This is a genomic window from Roseateles sp. (assembly GCF_039595595.1).
Classification (GTDB): Bacteria; Pseudomonadota; Gammaproteobacteria; order Burkholderiales; family Burkholderiaceae_C; genus Roseateles.
The window spans coordinates 171018-187393 of the sequence record NZ_JBCNLG010000006.1 but is presented as its reverse complement, the minus strand read 5'-3'; the positions used below and the strand labels follow the sequence as shown (position 1 = coordinate 187393).

General features: G+C 71.8%; 11 protein-coding genes. 4 read left to right on the top strand and 7 right to left on the bottom strand.

The window, feature by feature from the left end; all coding sequences use genetic code 11:
• Nucleotides 1-3: 3 nt before the first annotated feature.
• Nucleotides 4-1557, top strand: a complete 1554-nt coding sequence (locus tag ABDW61_RS10370) for a tryptophan halogenase family protein (protein ID WP_343638420.1) — start codon at nt 4-6, stop codon at nt 1555-1557.
• A 9-nt stretch (nt 1558-1566) separates the two neighbouring features.
• On the opposite strand, the gene ABDW61_RS10365 is transcribed toward ABDW61_RS10370, so the two are convergent.
• Genes ABDW61_RS10365 through ABDW61_RS10345 form a run of 5 tightly spaced genes read right to left on the bottom strand, consistent with a single transcriptional unit; the run spans nt 1567 to nt 7492 of the window.
• Nucleotides 1567-2637, bottom strand: a complete 1071-nt coding sequence (locus ABDW61_RS10365; protein ID WP_343638418.1) for a tartrate dehydrogenase — start codon at nt 2635-2637, stop codon at nt 1567-1569.
• Nucleotides 2638-2652: 15 nt separating this feature from the next.
• Nucleotides 2653-3453, bottom strand: coding sequence for a 4-hydroxy-2-oxoheptanedioate aldolase (gene hpaI / locus ABDW61_RS10360; RefSeq protein WP_343638553.1), 801 nt, complete (start codon nt 3451-3453; stop codon nt 2653-2655).
• 14 nt (nt 3454-3467) lie between these two features.
• Nucleotides 3468-4919 carry an NAD-dependent succinate-semialdehyde dehydrogenase gene (locus ABDW61_RS10355; protein ID WP_343638416.1) on the bottom strand — a complete coding sequence of 484 codons (1452 nt, stop codon included), beginning with the start codon at nt 4917-4919 and terminating at the stop codon, nt 3468-3470.
• A 13-nt stretch (nt 4920-4932) separates the two neighbouring features.
• The gene (locus tag ABDW61_RS10350) at nt 4933-6480 is read right to left on the bottom strand and encodes an altronate dehydratase family protein (protein ID WP_343638415.1); all 1548 of its coding nucleotides are present in this window, start codon (nt 6478-6480) and stop codon (nt 4933-4935) included.
• Between the two features lie 16 nt (nt 6481-6496).
• Nucleotides 6497-7492: a tripartite tricarboxylate transporter substrate binding protein gene (locus tag ABDW61_RS10345; protein WP_343638413.1), complete on the bottom strand. Its 996-nt coding sequence runs from the start codon at nt 7490-7492 to the stop codon at nt 6497-6499.
• A 115-nt stretch (nt 7493-7607) separates the two neighbouring features.
• On the opposite strand from ABDW61_RS10345, the gene ABDW61_RS10340 reads away from it, so the two are divergent.
• On the top strand, nt 7608-8591 hold the full coding sequence (locus ABDW61_RS10340; protein ID WP_343638411.1) for a LysR substrate-binding domain-containing protein: 984 nt from the start codon (nt 7608-7610) through the stop codon (nt 8589-8591).
• Here the strand turns inward: ABDW61_RS10340 and ABDW61_RS10335 are convergent.
• Nucleotides 8543-9625: a hypothetical protein gene (locus tag ABDW61_RS10335; RefSeq protein WP_343638409.1), complete on the bottom strand. Its 1083-nt coding sequence runs from the start codon at nt 9623-9625 to the stop codon at nt 8543-8545. The two genes, ABDW61_RS10340 and ABDW61_RS10335, sit on opposite strands and share 49 nt — an antisense overlap.
• 215 nt (nt 9626-9840) lie before the next feature.
• Between ABDW61_RS10335 and ABDW61_RS10330 the strand changes: the two genes are divergently transcribed.
• Both ABDW61_RS10330 and ABDW61_RS10325 read left to right on the top strand, forming a co-directional pair.
• Entirely contained in the window at nt 9841-12435 is a 2595-nt protein-coding gene (locus tag ABDW61_RS10330) for a tetratricopeptide repeat protein (protein WP_343638407.1), read from the top strand.
• Between the two features lie 70 nt (nt 12436-12505).
• A complete protein-coding gene (locus ABDW61_RS10325) occupies nt 12506-15349 on the top strand; it encodes a hypothetical protein (RefSeq protein ID WP_343638405.1) in 2844 nt (947 codons plus the stop codon).
• Here ABDW61_RS10325 and ABDW61_RS10320 read toward each other — a convergent pair.
• Nucleotides 15248-16357: a PepSY-associated TM helix domain-containing protein gene (locus tag ABDW61_RS10320; protein ID WP_343638403.1), complete on the bottom strand. Its 1110-nt coding sequence runs from the start codon at nt 16355-16357 to the stop codon at nt 15248-15250. The two genes, ABDW61_RS10325 and ABDW61_RS10320, sit on opposite strands and share 102 nt — an antisense overlap.
• Nucleotides 16358-16376: the final 19 nt, after the last annotated feature.

The following is a 16376-nucleotide window of genomic DNA, read 5'->3' as shown; positions in this document are numbered from 1 at the left end:
CCGATGAGCCAGGACCCGATGAGTCGCCGCCCGGTGCGGCGCGTGGTGATCGCCGGCGGCGGCACCGCCGGCTGGATGGTGGCAGCCTGCCTGTCCAAGACCCTGGGGCGCGGGCTGGACCTGACGCTGGTCGAGTCCGATGAGATCGGCATCGTCGGCGTGGGCGAGGCGACCATCCCGACGCTGCTGACCTTCAATCACCTGCTCGGCATTCCGGAGCAGGAATTCATGTCGGCGACGCAGGCGACGTTCAAGCTGGGCATCCAGTTCGAAGGCTGGCGCGATGTCGGCGAGGACTACATCCACTCGTTCGGCACGACCGGGACCGATCACTGGACCGCGGGCTTCCAGCACTTCTGGCGCAAGGGCCGTGAGCGCGGGCTGGCGGCCGATTACGGCGACTACTGCCTGGAGCTGCGCGCGGCGCAGGAACAGCGCTTCGCGCACCTGCCGCGGGCGGGGATGAACTACGCGTTCCACATCGACGCGACGCTGTATGGCCGCTATCTGCGCCGCTTCAGCGAGGGGCATGGGGTGAAGCGCGTCGAGGGCAGGATCGCCGAGGTGCTGCGCCACGCACCCGATGGGGACCTGCGCGCGCTGCGGCTGCAGGATGGCTCGGAGATCGAAGGCGATCTCTTCATCGACTGCACGGGCATGCGCTCGTTGCTGCTGGGCCAGACGCTGGGCGTGGGCTATCAGGACTGGTCGCACTGGCTGCCGTGCGACAGCGCGATCGCGGTGCAGACGGCGTCGGTGCGCGACGCGGTGCCGTATACGCGCTCGATCGCGCATCCCTGGGGCTGGCAGTGGCAGATCCCGCTGCAGCACCGTGTCGGCAACGGCGTGGTGTTCAGCAGCCGCTACACCGACGACGCGACCGCGCAGGCCGCGCTGATGGGCAACATCGAGGGCGAGGTGCTGACCGCGCCGCGGGTGATCCGGTTCAAGCCGGGGCAGCGGGACGCCGTGTGGAAGCGCAACGTGGTGGGTGTGGGACTGTCGAGCGGGTTCCTGGAGCCGCTGGAATCGACCAGCATCCACCTGATCCAGCGCAGCGCGATCCGGCTGATGCAGATGTTCCCGAAGGACGGGATCCGGCAGTCCGACATCGACGAGTACAACGCGCAGATGGCCGATGAGGTCGAGCACATCCGCGATTTCATCGTGCTGCATTACCACGTCACGAAGCGGACCGACGCGCCGATGTGGCGCGACATGCGGGAGATGGCGCTGCCGGCGTCGCTGCGGCATCGCATCGCGCTGTTCCGCGAGACGGGACGCGTGTTCCGCGCGCCCAATGAGCTGTTCACGGAGAACTCGTGGATCCAGGTGATGCTGGGGCAGGGGCTCATGCCGGAGCAGCATCATCCGATCGCGGATCTGATGGACGACCGTGAACTGGGCGGCTTCCTTGGGGAAATGCGCGAGCGCATCGAGCACACGGTGCGGCAGCTGCCGGCGCATCAGCAGTACGTGAGGCGCTATGCGCCGGCTGCTGGCCCTCACCCCGCCCCTCTCCCGCAAGCGGGCGAGGGCGTTCCAGCGAGCGCCTGAGGACCGGGCTCAGAGGAGCGCCGCGATCGCCTGTCCCATCTCGGTCGTGCTGGCCTCTCCGCCGAGGTCCCGCGTCCGCGGCCCCGACGCCAGCGTCTTCTCGATCGCCGCCAGGATCGCGTCATGCGCCGCCTGTTCGCCGAGGAACTGCAGCATCAGCGCCCCGGACCAGATCATCGCCACCGGATTGGCGATGTTCTTGCCGTAGATGTCCGGCGCCGAGCCGTGCACCGGCTCGAACAGCGATGGGAACGAGCGCTCCGGATTCAGATTCGCCGACGGCGCGAGCCCGATCGTGCCCGTCGTCGCCGGCCCCAGATCCGACAGGATGTCCCCGAACAGGTTGGACGCCACCACCACGTCGAAGCGCCCCGGCTGCAGCACGAATCGCGCCGACAGGATGTCGATGTGCTGCTTGTCCACCGTCACCGACGGATACCCGGCGCTCACCGCGTCCGCCCGCCCATCCCACCACGGCATCGAGATCGCGATGCCGTTGCTCTTCGTCGCCACCGTCAGATGCTTGCGCGCGCGGCCTTGCGCCAGCTCGAACGCGTACTTCAGCACCCGGTCCGCGCCGAAGCGCGAATACACCGACTCCTGGATCACGATCTCCCGATCGGTCCCCGCATACATCACGCCGCCGAGGTTGGTGTATTCCCCTTCGGTGTTCTCGCGCACCACCAGGTAGTCGATCTCCCCCGGCTTGCGATTCGCCAGCGGACAGGGCACGCCCTCGAAGAGCCGCACCGGCCGCAGGTTGATGTACTGGTCGAATTCGCGCCGGAACTTCAGCAGCGAGCCCCACAGCGACACATGGTCCGGCACCGTGGCCGGCCAGCCGACCGCGCCGAAGAAGATCGCGTCCTGCCCTTGCAACTGCGCCTTCCAGTCGTCCGGCATCATCTGCCCGGTCCGCTGGTAGTAGTCGCAGCTGGCCCATTCGATGGGCGTGAACTCGAACCGGATGCCGAAGCGCTTGGCGACGGCTTCCAGCGCGCGCAGGCCCTCGGGCATCACTTCCTTGCCGATGCCATCGCCGGGAATGACGGCGATCTTGTACGTCTTGCTCATGGTCATGCTTTCAACGGGAGATCAGTAGGGCGAGCCCGCCGGCGCCGGCTGCGGCGGCGCCAGGTCGAAGTCCGCGGCCAGTCTACGCGTCGCCTGCGCGAGCAGCGTCAGGTCGATGCCGACGGCGACGAAGCGCGCCCCGAGTGCGAGGTAATGGCGCGCGAGCGCCGCGTCGCCGGTCAGTGTGCCGGCCGCCTTGCCGCTGGCGACGATGGTGCGGATCGCCCCATCGATCGCGGCCTGCACCTCGGGATGCCCGGGCTGACCGCGATGGCCCAGCGAGGCCGCCAGGTCTGCCGGCCCGATGAACACGCCGTCGACGCCCTCCACCGCGCAGATCGCCTCCAGGTGCCGCAGCGCGGTCGCGGTCTCCGCCTGCACCAGCACGCAGGCGTCGCCATCGGCCTCGTCGAGGTAGTGGCGACGCAGCCCCCAGCGCGAGGCGCGCGCCACCGCAGCGCCGACACCGCGGACGCCGTGCGGCGGATAGCGCGTCGCCGCGACCACCGCCGCGGCCTGCTCCGGCGTGTCGATCATCGGCACCAGCAGCGTCTGCACGCCGATGTCGAGCAGCTTCTTGATGCCGTCCTTGTCCGCGTTGACGGCCCGCACCACCGGATGCGAGGGATAGGGCGCCACGGCCTGCAACTGCTGCAGCGTGCTGGTCAGGTCGTTGGGCGCGTGCTCGCCGTCGATCAGCAGCCACTGGAAGCCGGCCGTCGCGCACACCTCCGCGCTGTAGGCCTGCGCCATCGAGAGCCACAGTCCGACCTGCGGCCGGCCCGCCTTCAAGGCGCGCTTGAACGGATTGGAGAAGTCCAGGGTCGCGGGCGCGCTCATGCGAGGCCTCCCTGGCAGACGTACTTGATGTGCAGGTAGTCGTCGAGCCCGTGCGTCGAGCCCTCACGCCCGTAGCCCGACTCCTTGACGCCGCCGAAGGGCGCGGACTCGGCCGCGATGGCGCCTTCGTTGAGGCCGACGATGCCGCTCTCCAGCGCGTCGGCGACGCGCCAGGCGCGGGCGATGTCGCGGGTGTAGAAGTAGGCGGCCAGGCCGAAGGGCGTGTCGTTCGCCGCGGCGACGACCTCGTCCTCCGACTCGAACCGGAACACGGGCACCACCGGGCCGAAGGTCTCTTCATGCCAGAGCTGCATCGCGGTGCTTGCTCCCGTCAGCACGGTCGGCGCGAAGTAGTGGGGCCCGGCGGCGACCTCGTTGCGCACGCGCTTCCCGCCGGTGACGACCCGGGCGCCGCGCGCCACGGCGTCATCGACATGGCGCTCGATCTTCTCGACCGCGCGGGCGTTGATCATCGGCCCGATCTGCGAGTCGGCCCGGCTGGCCGGCCCCACCTTGAGCGCGCCCACCCGTGCCGCGAGCTTCTCGACGAACAGGTCGTGGATGCCCGCCTGCGCGAACACGCGGTTGGGGCACACGCAGGTCTGGCCGCCGTTGCGGAACTTGGCCGCCATCAGGCCTTCGACCGCCGCGTCGACATCGGCATCGTCGAAGACGATGAATGGCGCGTTGCCGCCGAGTTCGAGCGAGAGCTTCTTCAGCGTCGCGGCCGACTCGCGCGCCAGGTGCTTGCCCACCGGCGTCGATCCAGTGAACGTGATCTTGCGCACACGCGCATCGGTGAGCCACGCGTCGACGACCTCGGGTGTGCGCTCGCGCGACGCGCAGACGATGTTGAGCACGCCCGGCGGCAGGCCGGCCTCGACCGCGAGCTCGACCAGCGCGAGCGAGGTGAGCGGCGTGTCCTCGGCCGGCTTGGCGACGACGGTGCATCCCGCGGCCAGCGCAGGCGCGATCTTGCGGGCGATCATCGCGGCCGGGAAGTTCCACGGCGTGATCGCGGCGACCACGCCCACCGGCTCGCGCAGCGCCAGCATCCGCCGGCCTTGCACCGGCGCCGGGATGAGCTCCCCCTGGACGCGGGTCGCCTCCTCGGCGAACCATTCGACATAGCTGGCCGCGTAGGCGACCTCGGCGCGCCCCTCGGCCAGCGGCTTGCCCTGCTCCTGCGAGATCAGCGCGCCCAGCCGGTCCTGGTCGCGCAGGATCAGGTCGTTCCAGCGCTTGAGCATCGCGGCGCGCTGCTTGGCCGGCACCGCGCGCCAGCCGGGGAAGGCCGCGTGCGCGGCGTCGGCGGCGGCCCGCGCGTCCTCGGCGCGGCTGTCGGGGACTTCGGCGATGCGCGCCTCGTCGGCCGGGTCGACGACCGGGAAGCGGTCGCCGCAGGCCGCGTCGCGCCAGCGGCCGGCGATGTGGTTCCTCGTTTGCATGGGATGGTTCCGATCAGCTGACGATGCCCAGGTGCCAGGGCACGAACTCGTGGTCGCCCAGGCCGAGCAGCTCGCTCTTGGTCGGCTCGCCGGACGCGGCGCGCAGGATGTGCTCGAAGATGCGTTGACCCATCTGCTCGATGCTCAACGCGCCGTCGATGACCAGGCCGCAGTTGATGTCCATGTCCTCCTCCAGGCGCGTGAACATCGGCGTGTTGCTGGCGAGCTTGATCGTCGGCGCCGGCTTGGAGCCGAACATCGAGCCGCGCCCGGTGGTGAAGCAGATCAGGTTGGCGCCGCTGGCGATCTGGCCGGTCGTGGCGACCGGGTCGTAGCCCGGCGAGTCCATGAACACGAAGCCTGCCTGGTCGATGGGCTCGGCGTACTCGTAGACCTGCTGCAGCGGCGTGGTGCCGCCCTTCATCGCGGAGCCCAGCGATTTCTCGAAGATGTTGGCCAGCCCGCCCGCCTGGTTGCCGGGGCCGACCACGCCGTTGAACTGTCCGTTGTGGCCGCGGGTGTATTCCGCCCACCAGGCCAGGCGGTCCAGCAGCTTCTGGCCGACCTCCGGGCTGACGGCGCGGCGGGTGAGCATGTATTCGACGCCATGGATCTCCGGCGTCTCCGACAGGATCGCGGTACCGCCATGGCGCACCAGGATGTCCATCGCCGCGCCCAGTGCCGGATTCGCGCCGATGCCGGAGAAGCCGTCCGAGCCGCCGCATTCGAGGCCGATCTTCAGGTGCGCCGCGCTGACCGGCTGGCGGGCGATGTCGTTGGCCGCCGGGAGCATCTCCTCGACCGCGCGGATGCCCGCCTCGATCGTGGCGCGGGTGCCGCCGGTGTCCTGCATCACCAGCGTGCGCAGGTTGTGGCCGGGGACCAGGTGCTGCGAGGCGACCAGGTCCGCGACCTGGTTGCGCTCGCAGCCCAGGCCGACGATCAGCACGCCCGCGAGATTGGGATGCCGGGCATAGCCCGCGATCGTGCGGCGCAGCAGTTCGAAGTGGGGACTGGGCGAGGACATGCCGCAGCCGCTGGTCTGCGCGAAGGCGACGACGCCATCGACGTTGGGATACGGCGCGAGCCGCTCCGGCGTGAAGTGCGCGGCGATGCGGTTGATCGCCGTCGACGAGCAGTTGACCGACGCGACGATGCCGATGAAGTTGCGCGTCGCCACGCGCCCATCCGCGCGCACGATGCCCTGGAAGGTCGCGCGCTCGGCCTCGGGCACGTAGTCGATGGGCCTGACGTCCGCGCCGAAGGCCGGATCGCGGTGGAACTCGACCAGTGCGATGTTGTGCGCGTGCACGTAGTCGCCGGCCTCGATGTCGCGCGCCGCGACGCCGATCACCGCGTTGTACTTGCGGATGGTCTCGCCAGCGGCGATGCGGCGCGCCGCGATCTTGTGGCCGGCGGGCACCTGCGCCTTCAGGCGCAGCCCGAATTCCGGCAGCTCCTGTCCCAGCGTCAGCACCTGCCGCGCGATCAGCACGTTGTCGTCGCGATGCAGGCGCAGCAGCGGCGAGGCGGTCGTGGCAGCGGCGATGGAAGCGGTCATCGTGGGGGTCTCGCGTTCAGCCCTTGGCCAGCAGCTCGCGCAGCTTCAGGCGTTCGATCAGCTGCGTGTCCTTGCGGTAGGTGGCCTGGACGTACTTCTCGTAGTCGGGCTGGTCCAGGTACATCACCGGCGAATCGATGCGGTCGCAGGTGGCGATGAAGTCGGGATCGGCGGCCGCCTTGCGGAACGCGTCGCGCAGCCTGGCCACGATCGCCGGGTCCATGCCCTTGGGCGCGCCGATGCCGTTGGGCGCGTCGACGACCAGGTCGTAGCCGCTCTCCTTGAGCGTGGGCACGCCGGGGAAGTCCTTGGTCCGCGTCTCGCCCCAGGTCGCCAGCAGCCGCAGCTTGCCGGACTTCACATGCGGCGCCCATGAGCTGGAATCCGCCACCGCGTCCACCTGGCCGCCCAGCAGGTCCTGCAGCGCCGGCGCGCCGCCCTTGTAGGGGATGTGATTGAGCTGGATGCCGGCGAGCAGGTTGAACTCCTCCATGCCGACGTGCGTCGCGCCGCCGATGCCGGCGCTGCCGTAGGTGATCAGGCCGGGCTTGGCCTTGGCGGCGGCGACGAATTCGGCCAGCGTCTTCCACGGCGACTCGGCGCGCACGGCCAGGCCGAAGGTCTGGCCGTTGACGCGCGCCAGGTAGGTCAGGTCCTTGAGCGGGTCCAGCTGCACGGTGCGCAGCTGCGCGAAGCGGGTCACCGAGATCGGGATCTGCCCGATCGTGTAGCCGTCGGGCTTGGCCTGCGACAGCACCTTGGTGCCGAGCATGCCGGACGCGCCGGCGCGGTTCTCGATGATCACCGTCTGGCCCAGCGCCTTGGAGGCGGCCAGGCACAGCGCGCGCATCGTCACGTCGGCGGTGCCGCCGGCCGGCCAGGGGCAGATGAAGGTGATGGCGCGCTCGCCGGGATAGGCCGCGCTGGCGCGCGCCAGGCGCGGCAGGGCGGCGGCGCTGAGGCTGGCGGCGCCGGCGAGCAGGACGCGGCGGCGGTCCGTGCGGAGGGTCATGGCTTGTCTCCTGGTGATCTTTGCGCCGCATTGTGGGCACCCGATCCATGCGCCTCAAATGAAGAACTGGACAGCCTTCATGTCCTGAACGGCATGAAGCCTAAGATGCGCCTCCATGAGCCAGATCGACCGCGTCCTCCGTTCCAACCTGAAGCTGCGCCACTTGCAGATGCTGGTCGCGCTGGACCAGTTCCGCCATTTGGGCCGGGCGTCGGAGTTCCTGTCGCAGACGCAGCCGGCGGTGTCGAAATCGCTGGCCGAGGTGGAGCGCATGTTCGGCCTGACGCTGTTCACGCGCTCGACGCGCGGCACCGAGCCGACCCCTTTTGGCGAGGCCGTGGTGCGCTTCGCGCGCTCGGTGCTGTCGGACTTCGCCCGCACGCGCGACGAGATCGACGCCGTGGCCAGCGGCGCGGCGGGCCGGGTCAGTGTCGGCGCCATGGTGGTGGCGACGCCGGGTGTGGTCGCCGGCGCGGTGGAGCGGCTCAAGCGGCAGTCCTCGCTGACGACGGTCCACCTCGAGGAGGGCGACCTCACCCGGCTGCTGCCCCGCCTGCGCACCGGCGAGCTGGACCTCATCGTGTCGCGGCTGGAGCCCGGCTACGCGGCGCCCGACCTGACGATGGAGCCGCTGTACGAGGAGCCGATGCGCATCGTCGTGCGGCCCGACCATGCGCTGGCCACCGCGCGCAAGCCACGCCAGGCGCCCTGGGCCGCCCTGTCGCGCATGCCCTGGGTGATGCCGCCGCCCTGGGCCTCGTCGCGGATCAAGCTGAACCAGCTGTTCTACGCGCAGCAGCTCGACCCGCCGAGCGACGTCATCGAGAGCGCGTCCTTCCTGGTCACGCTGACCTTCCTGCGCCAGCGCGGCGCGGCGGCCTTCGTGGCGGACAACGTCGCGCGCTATCTGGCGCGCGAGGGCCTGGCGGCCGTGCTGCCCATCGACATCCCGATCGAGCTGCCGCCCGTGGGGCTGATGACGCTGCGCCAGCGCCGTCCGACGCCGGCCGCGGAGCAGTTCATGGCGAACTGCCGCGCGGCCGCGGCGGCTCACCAGCCCAAGGCGGCGTCGCGGAAGCTGTCCAGGGCGAGCTCGTAGTTCATCTCGCCGAGCAGCCCGGTCAAGCGGACGCTGTCCGCGTTCCACAGGTCCACGACGTAACGCCACGCCGGCGCCAGCGAGCGCGGCTCGGCCTCGTCGGCGGGGATCTCCGCCTCGATCGAGGGCGGCGGCAGGTCCGAGGGCAGCATCAGCCGCGACGGCGCGGACGGCCGGTCCGCGTCCTCGTCGTAGAGCGAGGTGTCGGCGCCGGCGTCGATGCCGGGGTCGATGCGCCAGCGGCCGTCGGCCTGCACCGTGATGCGCGGCCGCAGCCACGGCTCGTGGGCACGCGGGTTGATCAGGTGGCAGCTGCGGCGGCGCGCGTCCACGACCAGCAGGCTGAGCACCGAGCCGCGGCCGTTGGCGCGTTCTTCGACATAGCCCGGATGCTCCGGCGGGCCGTCGACGTCGACGACGAAGTAGCGATCGTCGATCCACTCGCCGGAGCCGTTGATCGAGCAGCCGAAGGTCAGCTCCTGCGGATAGGGCAGCAGCCGGCCGTCGAGCCACAGCGCCGCCCCATAGGGGGCCTCGAAGACGCCGTCGTCGCGGGGGTATTCCGGCAGGCGGCCGTCTTCCCACCAGACCACGGCCCGGTGCAGGCGGCCCGGCGCGTCGGCGATGCGGAAGCCCGCGGTGCGCCATTCCGGCCAGGAGGTCCAGAGCCGCGCCTCGACGCGCTCGTCCAGCCCCATCGCGCGCAGGTCTCGTGTACTGGCGTGCTGCAACAGATGCTGTGCGAAGTGCCGCCACATCGCCGGGCCGAGCCGGCGGGCGATGTCGTCGGCGTCGCGCAGCCAGTCCAGCAACAGCGGCACCACCGGCGCCTGGCGTGACCAGAGCGCATGCGCGGCGACCGACTGGGCCCAGCGCCGCTCCAGCGCCTGCGAGGCCGCCGTCGGGCGGCTGGCCGGGGCGGCGGTCCCGTCCGGGGACGGGCCGCCGGAAGCGGAGGAGGGGGCCGGGGCGGGCGGCGGAAGACCCACCGGAACGGGCGGGATGGGGGCGGGGGGCAGGTGGTACAGCGGCATCAGGTCGGGCGCACCGGAAACGTCGGGGCCGGTGTCGACGGGCCTGGGGCAGATGAGATTCCCGGCGCGGCGGCGGACCGTCGCCGCCCTCGGGGACGCCCGCCGGCGCCACCGGGGCCGGGTCTTGCCCTCAGCCCCGTCAGGCCGGAAAAAGCTGCCGGCGTGTGTGGGACAGTCGGTGCCTCGAATGCCTCCGGCGACCGATTCCCATGACGATGACCCGATTCCGAATTCCGATGGCCCTGGGCGCGCTGAGCGCCGCCTTGCTGACCCTGCCAGCCGCGCCAGCGCGCGCCGGGGAACCCTCCGCGCCGGCGGCGGCGAGCGAAGCGGCGGCCGCGCCGACCCCGGAACTGGTCGACGCGCTGGCCGAGGCCGGCCGCGTCGACGAGGCCGCCGCCGCGCTCGCCCAGCTCGACGGCAGCCCGGCGGCGCAGCTCACGCGGCTGCGCGTCTGGCTGCGGACGCAGGACTTCCCGCGCGCGCTGCCCCTGCTGAAGGCGCTGGCCGCCAAGCCGGCGCTGGGCGCCGGCGAGCGCAGCGTCCTCTACGACGGCCTGCGCGCCCGCGACGACCTGGCCGCGATCGACCGCCGCACCCGCACCGCGATCGAGCGCGGCACGGCCGACGCCGTGGACCTGCTGGCGGCGGGTGAACTGGCGCTGGCGCTGCACCAGGACGAGCGCGCGAAGGCGCTGCTGGACCGCGCGCTCCAGGCGGCCTCCACCTCCCGTGAGAAGGGCGAGGCGCTGCGCGCGCTCGGCCAGTGGTCCTACCAGCAGCGCGACTTCGACACCTCCTTCAAGCGGCTGGAGGAAAGCCTCGCCTGGCGCCGCAGCGCGGAAACGCTGGGCGCGCTCGCGGAGACCTTCATCCGGCTGGCCCGCACGGCCGACGCGACCGCCGCCGCGCAGCAGGCGCTCGACTACAACCCGTACGACGAGCATGCGCACTATCTGCTGGGCAACGGCTACGCCCGCCGCAACTACACCGAGCTGCGCCGCGACGAAGGCGCGCGCTTCGACGAGGCCGAGCGCCTGGTCCGGCACGCGTCGGACGCCCTCGAGGCGGGCGATCCGGGCCTCGCGCGCGAGCTGTCGCGCCAGGCGCTCAAGGCCTGTCCGGACCATGGCCGTGCGCATGCGGTGCTGGCCAAGGCGCTGGAGTTCCAGCGCCTGGCCGTGGAGGTGCACCGCGAGGGCTACGAAGCCCGCTTCGCCGCGGCGCCGATGCCCGAGGTGCCTGGCATCGAGCGCTACGTGCTGAACTGGAACGACCTGTCGCCCCGCATCCGCAAGCGGGTCGCGCTGTCGGTGGCGCCGTGGAAGGCCTACATCCCGGTGCTGGCCGAGGGCAGCGCGACGCACTACATCAAGCCGATGTGGCAACGCCTGTCAGAGACGCCCCAGCTGGAGTCGCTGCGCGACGCGCGCATCGATACCGATTCACGGCTGTGGGACGACGTGCGCGGCGCTGGCGGCCACAACACGGTCACCGGTGTCGAGGACGTGGAGCGCCTGATCGCCGACCGCTACAACACCGTGCTCCATGAGCTGTCGCACCAGGTGCATGGCGTGCTCGGCCCCGACGACTGGCGCGAGATCGAGGCGCTGTACCGCGCCGCCAAGGCGCGCGACGCGAAGACCGGCAAAGCCTTCCTGTCGCGCTACGCCAGTGGCACGGTCTGGGAATACTTCGCCGAAGGCGTGAACGCGCAGGCCTCGCCGCGCCGCGACGCCTACGACACCCGTGAGATCGTCCGCGAACGGCTGGCCGAGCTCGATCCCGACCTGCAGCGCCTGGTGCTGAAGCTGCAGGCGCGCACCGATGCGAGCGCGAGCCTGCCCATCGCGATGAGCAACGAGGCCGGACGCCGGCTGGAGACCGGCGACGTCGACGGCGCGCTCGAGCAGCAGAAGAAGGCGCTGGCGCTGGCGCCGGACAACGAGGCGGCGCAGCTGACGATGCTGCGCATCCGCGCGATCCGCGGCGATCGCGCGCTGGTCGGGCCGCTGGCCGATGCGGCGCTCGCGGCGCACGGCGGCAGCGCCAACGTGCGCGTCGCGGTCGCCGAGGCCCGGCGCTGGCTGGGCGTGCCGCTGGCCGCGGTGGCCAAGGAGCTGCGCGCCGGCGGCGAGCGCATGAACGCGGAGGACTCGCTGCGCGTGAACCTCGCGGTGGGCGGCGTGCTGCGCGATCTGGGCGACGTCGACGGCGCGATCGCCGCGTACGACGCCGCGCTCGCGGCGCAGGGCGATAAGCCCGAGGCGCTGTGGGGCAAGGCGGCCGCGCTGGCGCTGGCCGGCCGCTGGGAGCCGGCGTTCGCGCTGTACGACCGTGTCGTGCGCGAGCGCTCCGGCCTGATCGAGCTGCGCATCGACCATGCGCAGGACCTGCTGATGGCGCGCCGGCTGGACGCCGCGCGCGACGCCCTGCGGGCGGCGGCGCTGCTGGATCCCGAGGATCCGTCGGTGCTCGCGCTGCAGGGCTGGCTGGCGCTGGAGGGCGGCGATGGGGCCGAGGCGTTGAAGGCGGCCGACCGCGCGCTGGCGATCGCGCCGTGGCTGGACCTGGCGGTGGCCGTGAAGGGCGCCGCGCTGCGCCGGCTGGACCGCGCGGCGCAGGCCGACGCGGCGTGGCAGCCGCTGCGCGACCGGATCGCCGCGGGCACGCCGCCGGAGTACGTCTACTTCAAGCCGCGCTCGGCCTGGATGGTGGCGCACGCTGTCGGGGCCCGCGAGCGCCAGGTCTTCGAGCGGCTCGGAATGGGCGCGCTGAACGGTGGCGGCCGGGGATATCCCATGCCTTGAGGATGGCCTGGCGTGACGCGCCCCTGCCCGGATGTCACGATGCCGGGAACGACAAGGGGAGAGTCATGCCATGGCCGACACTGCGCCGGACGAGCGCGATCCACTCGGCGCGCGCCGCGCTCGCGCGCGGACGTGGGACCGCAAGGACCCTCAAGCCGGGGCGCCGTCAGGTCCGCGGCAGCGGACCGCCGTCGTCACGGTGCACGGCGTCGCCGACCAGGCGCCGGGGGACACCGTCCGCACGCTGGCCTCGCTGCTGACGACGCGGCCACCGGACGGCGTGCGCTACAGCGAGGCGGCCTCCGACTGCCTGATGCTGCAGGTGCCGCCGCTGGAGGGCAGCGTGCCGGCGATGCCCGATCCCCACGAGACGCCGCCGCCGATGAAGGCGCTGCGGCAGTCGCTGCGTTCGGACTTCCTGCGGCCCGGCTGGCTGGACCGGGCGGCGCAGGGTGAGCGCCAGGGCGCGGTCCGGGCCCAGGTCGCCAGCTACGAGGCCTCGGTCACGACCTCGCCGGCAGCGGAGGCGCCGCCGCCCACGCGTACGCACGAGCGGCCCGACCTCGGGCTCGCCTTCACCGATTACCTGCTGTTCAAGGCCCAGCGCGGCGGCACGGCGGCGGAGCCCTACGAGTGCCGCCGCATCTGGCTCACGCGCACGGATGCCTCCGGCGCGCCCGGTGACAACGCGCGGCGCATTGATTTCCACGAGATGTACTGGGCCGACCTGTCGCGGCTGTCCAGTTCGCTGCCACCCATCCTCACCGAGCTGTTCACCATCCTGTTCCGGATGTCCAAGCTCGCGCGCGACACCATCGACCATGCGCGCAAGGGCGCCGAAGTGGCGAGGGCCTCGCCCGCCGTGAGGCAGGGCTGGCGCCGCCTGTCACGGCTGCAGACGGCGCTGGACTGGGGCTTCGCGCACCTGCTGGCCAATCTGTTCCTGCAGTCGGTGTTGACCGGCCTGTTCATCGTGCTGATGTCGGTGCTCAACGGCGGCGTGGGCGCGGGATCGGGCGAGGGCGGGTCGACGGCGAATTCCGCCAAGCTGGCGCTGGCCGTGGCCGGTCCGGTGCTGGCGGCCTGGTGGCTGGCCTACCGATGGGTCCGGTCGTGGCCGGCGCGGACGGTGCTGGTGCTGGAGGCGGCGCTCGTCGGCACGGTCCTGTACCTCGGCTACGCGACGCCGTGGGTGCTCGGCCTGGCGCTGCTGACCGCGCTCGCCGTCGCCTGCGACGCCGGGCTGCGCGTCGCCGATCGCCGCTTCGTGTCGACGCGCCAGATCGGGCTGGTCTTCCTGGCCATGAGCTACGGCATCATCGCCGCCGCCATGTGGGACGCGCCGCCGGTGTTCCCGCCAGCGCAGGATCCACCAGGCTTCGGACCGGCGCCGCCGACGCCGCCGGAGCACGATGTCTGGGTCTGGTGGACCCGGGCCGCGCTGCGGGCTTTCGAGGTGTCGCTGCTCGGCAGCTACCTCTGGTGGGGCGTGGCCGCCTTCATGCTGCTGTTCTGGATCGTCCGCGGCATGCGGCAGGCGCGCCTGGGGCCGCAGGCGCGCGCCAGCATCACCACCGCCCGGCTCGGACTCTGCGTGTCGCTGACCTCGTTCACCGCGGTCGGCATGGTGATCTGGGCGACCTCGCACCAGGTGCTGGAGAACGCCGCCGGCAAATGGGGCTACCGGCCCTGGCTGTTCGAGCTCCAGCAGGAGGTGGCGGCGGACTTCTGGGGCTTCCAGCTGCTGCTGGAGCCGCTGAGCGCGCGCGTGCTGCCGGCCGAGAGCTTCCTGACGCTGCGCTACGTGTACAGCACGGCGAGCTTCTGCGCCGTCGCGCTGCTGCTGTTCGCGCTGATCCTGTACATCCTGGCGATGCTGGTGCCCAGCGTGCTGGCGGAGCTGGAACGCGACATCGGCAGCCCCGGCGACCTGGGCCGCTGGCTGACGGACAGCTATGAGCGGCTCGAGGGCTTCGTGTCGCTGGTGGCGCTGGTCAGCGCGGCCGTGGGCATCGTCATCGGGCTGCTGCTGCTGATCGAGGCGACGCAGCTGTTCGCGCCGTTCTTCATCGCGGAGCTGAAGCTGCTGCTGATCATCGGCGGGCTGCAGTCGCAGGCGATGCTCGCGCCCTTCGTCACGGGCTCGGTCTCGGCGCTGGGCGCGCTGTCGCTGCTGGGGCGCACGCTGTCCAAGTACGCGCCATGGCTGCGCGCGCCGCTGGATGCGATGCTGGACATCGACAACTACCTGCGCGAGTTCCCGCGCGGCGCGATCCCGCGGGCCCGGATCTTCGCGCGCTATGTCGCGCTGCTCGAGCATCTGAAGGAGCAGGGCGCCACGCGCGTGGTCATCGTCGCGCACAGCCAGGGCACCGTCATCACGACGGACCTGCTGCGCTACCTGGCCTATCGCGCCCGCTGCGGCGACGGCAGCCGGGCGGCGGTGCTCGGGCAATGGCTGGATCAGGTGGAGGTGCACCTGTTGACCGCCGGCAGTCCGCTGCGCCAGCTCTACGCGGCACGCTTTCCCGAGCTCTATCGCTGGGTGCTGGAGGGCCCGAAGCTCGGCGACCTCGGCCTGGACCGCTGGACCAACGTGTTCACGGCGGGCGACTACGTGGGGCGCTGGATCTGGCATCCCGCGCCGGAAGGCATCCAGCGCACCGCGTCCTTCTACGACGCGGGCGCGGTCGCGCTGGACGATCCGCCGCGCAAGGACCTGTGCGTCGGCGGCGGGGCGCACACGCACTACTTCGATCCGGATCCCGGCAGCGACGAGGTGGCGCGCTGCATCGACGAGCTGATCAGGCCCTCAACCCCGCCGGCGCCACCACAGCCACGCCCCGGTGACGCCCATCGCGAACAGCGCCAGCCCCACCAGGCCCGTGATCACGCGATTGGCCAGCCCGAATAGCTCGCCCGCGTGCAGCGGATAGATCCACGCGGTGGAGCGGCCGGCCAGGTCCAGCTCGTTCCAGCGCTGCTGCGCGAGCACGTGTCCATCGACGGGGTGGGCCCAGATCGAGGACAGGCCATTGGGATGCGGCTCGCCGGCGACGCGGAAACGCAGCCGCACCGGCTTGGCGTCCGTGGTGCCGAGCTGCACGAAGCCCAGGCGCCCGTCGGGCCAGCGCGCGCGGGCCTGCGCCACGATGAGGTCGAGCGGCACGCGCTCGCCAGAGGCCTTGCCCGCCTGGGGCGGCTTGGGCGCGGTGTCGCCAGCCAGCGCGTTGACCCAGCCGCCGATCGGCCGCCAGGCCATCCAGGCGCCACTGGCGACGCCCACGGCGATCAGCAGCCCCAGCACCGCGCCGCCGAAACGGTGCAGATCGAAGAGGCTGCGCGTCGTGCCCTTGTCCAGCTTGAGTTTGAACGCGTGGCGCCACTGCGCGGCGTTCATCGGCCACCAGAGGATCAGACCGGTCACCAGCAGCGCCAGGTAGGCGAGCGCCGTGATCGCGAGCACCGCCTTGCCGGTGTCGCCGAGCAGCAGCGCGCTGTGCAGCTCGAAGACGGTGTTGGCCAGGCCCTCGGCCTCGCCGCGGCGGCCGAGTTCGCGCACGGTGACCGGGTCGAGGTAGATCGTGCCTTCCCAGGCCGCCCCGCGGATGATGGCGCGCAGCGATTCGCCCGCCTCGCGCGGCGGGCGGATCGTCAGCGTGGCCTTGGGGCCGAATTCCTCGGCGGCGCGGCGGCGCAGCGTCTCCAGCGGCTGGCGCAGGGTCTGCGCATCGACGGCCGCCAGGGAGGCTGGCGTTGGCGGCGGCGCGCGGAACAGCTCGGGATGCATCGCCTCGTCGAGCGGGCGCAGCACCGTCATCAGCGTGCCCAGCAGCGCCGCCGCGGCGAGCAGCATGCCGAGCGTCAGCCCGATCCAGCGATGCAGCCAGATCCAGAGGCGGCGGGCGGTCATCAGGGCCATGGGCGCTCCGTTGCCATCG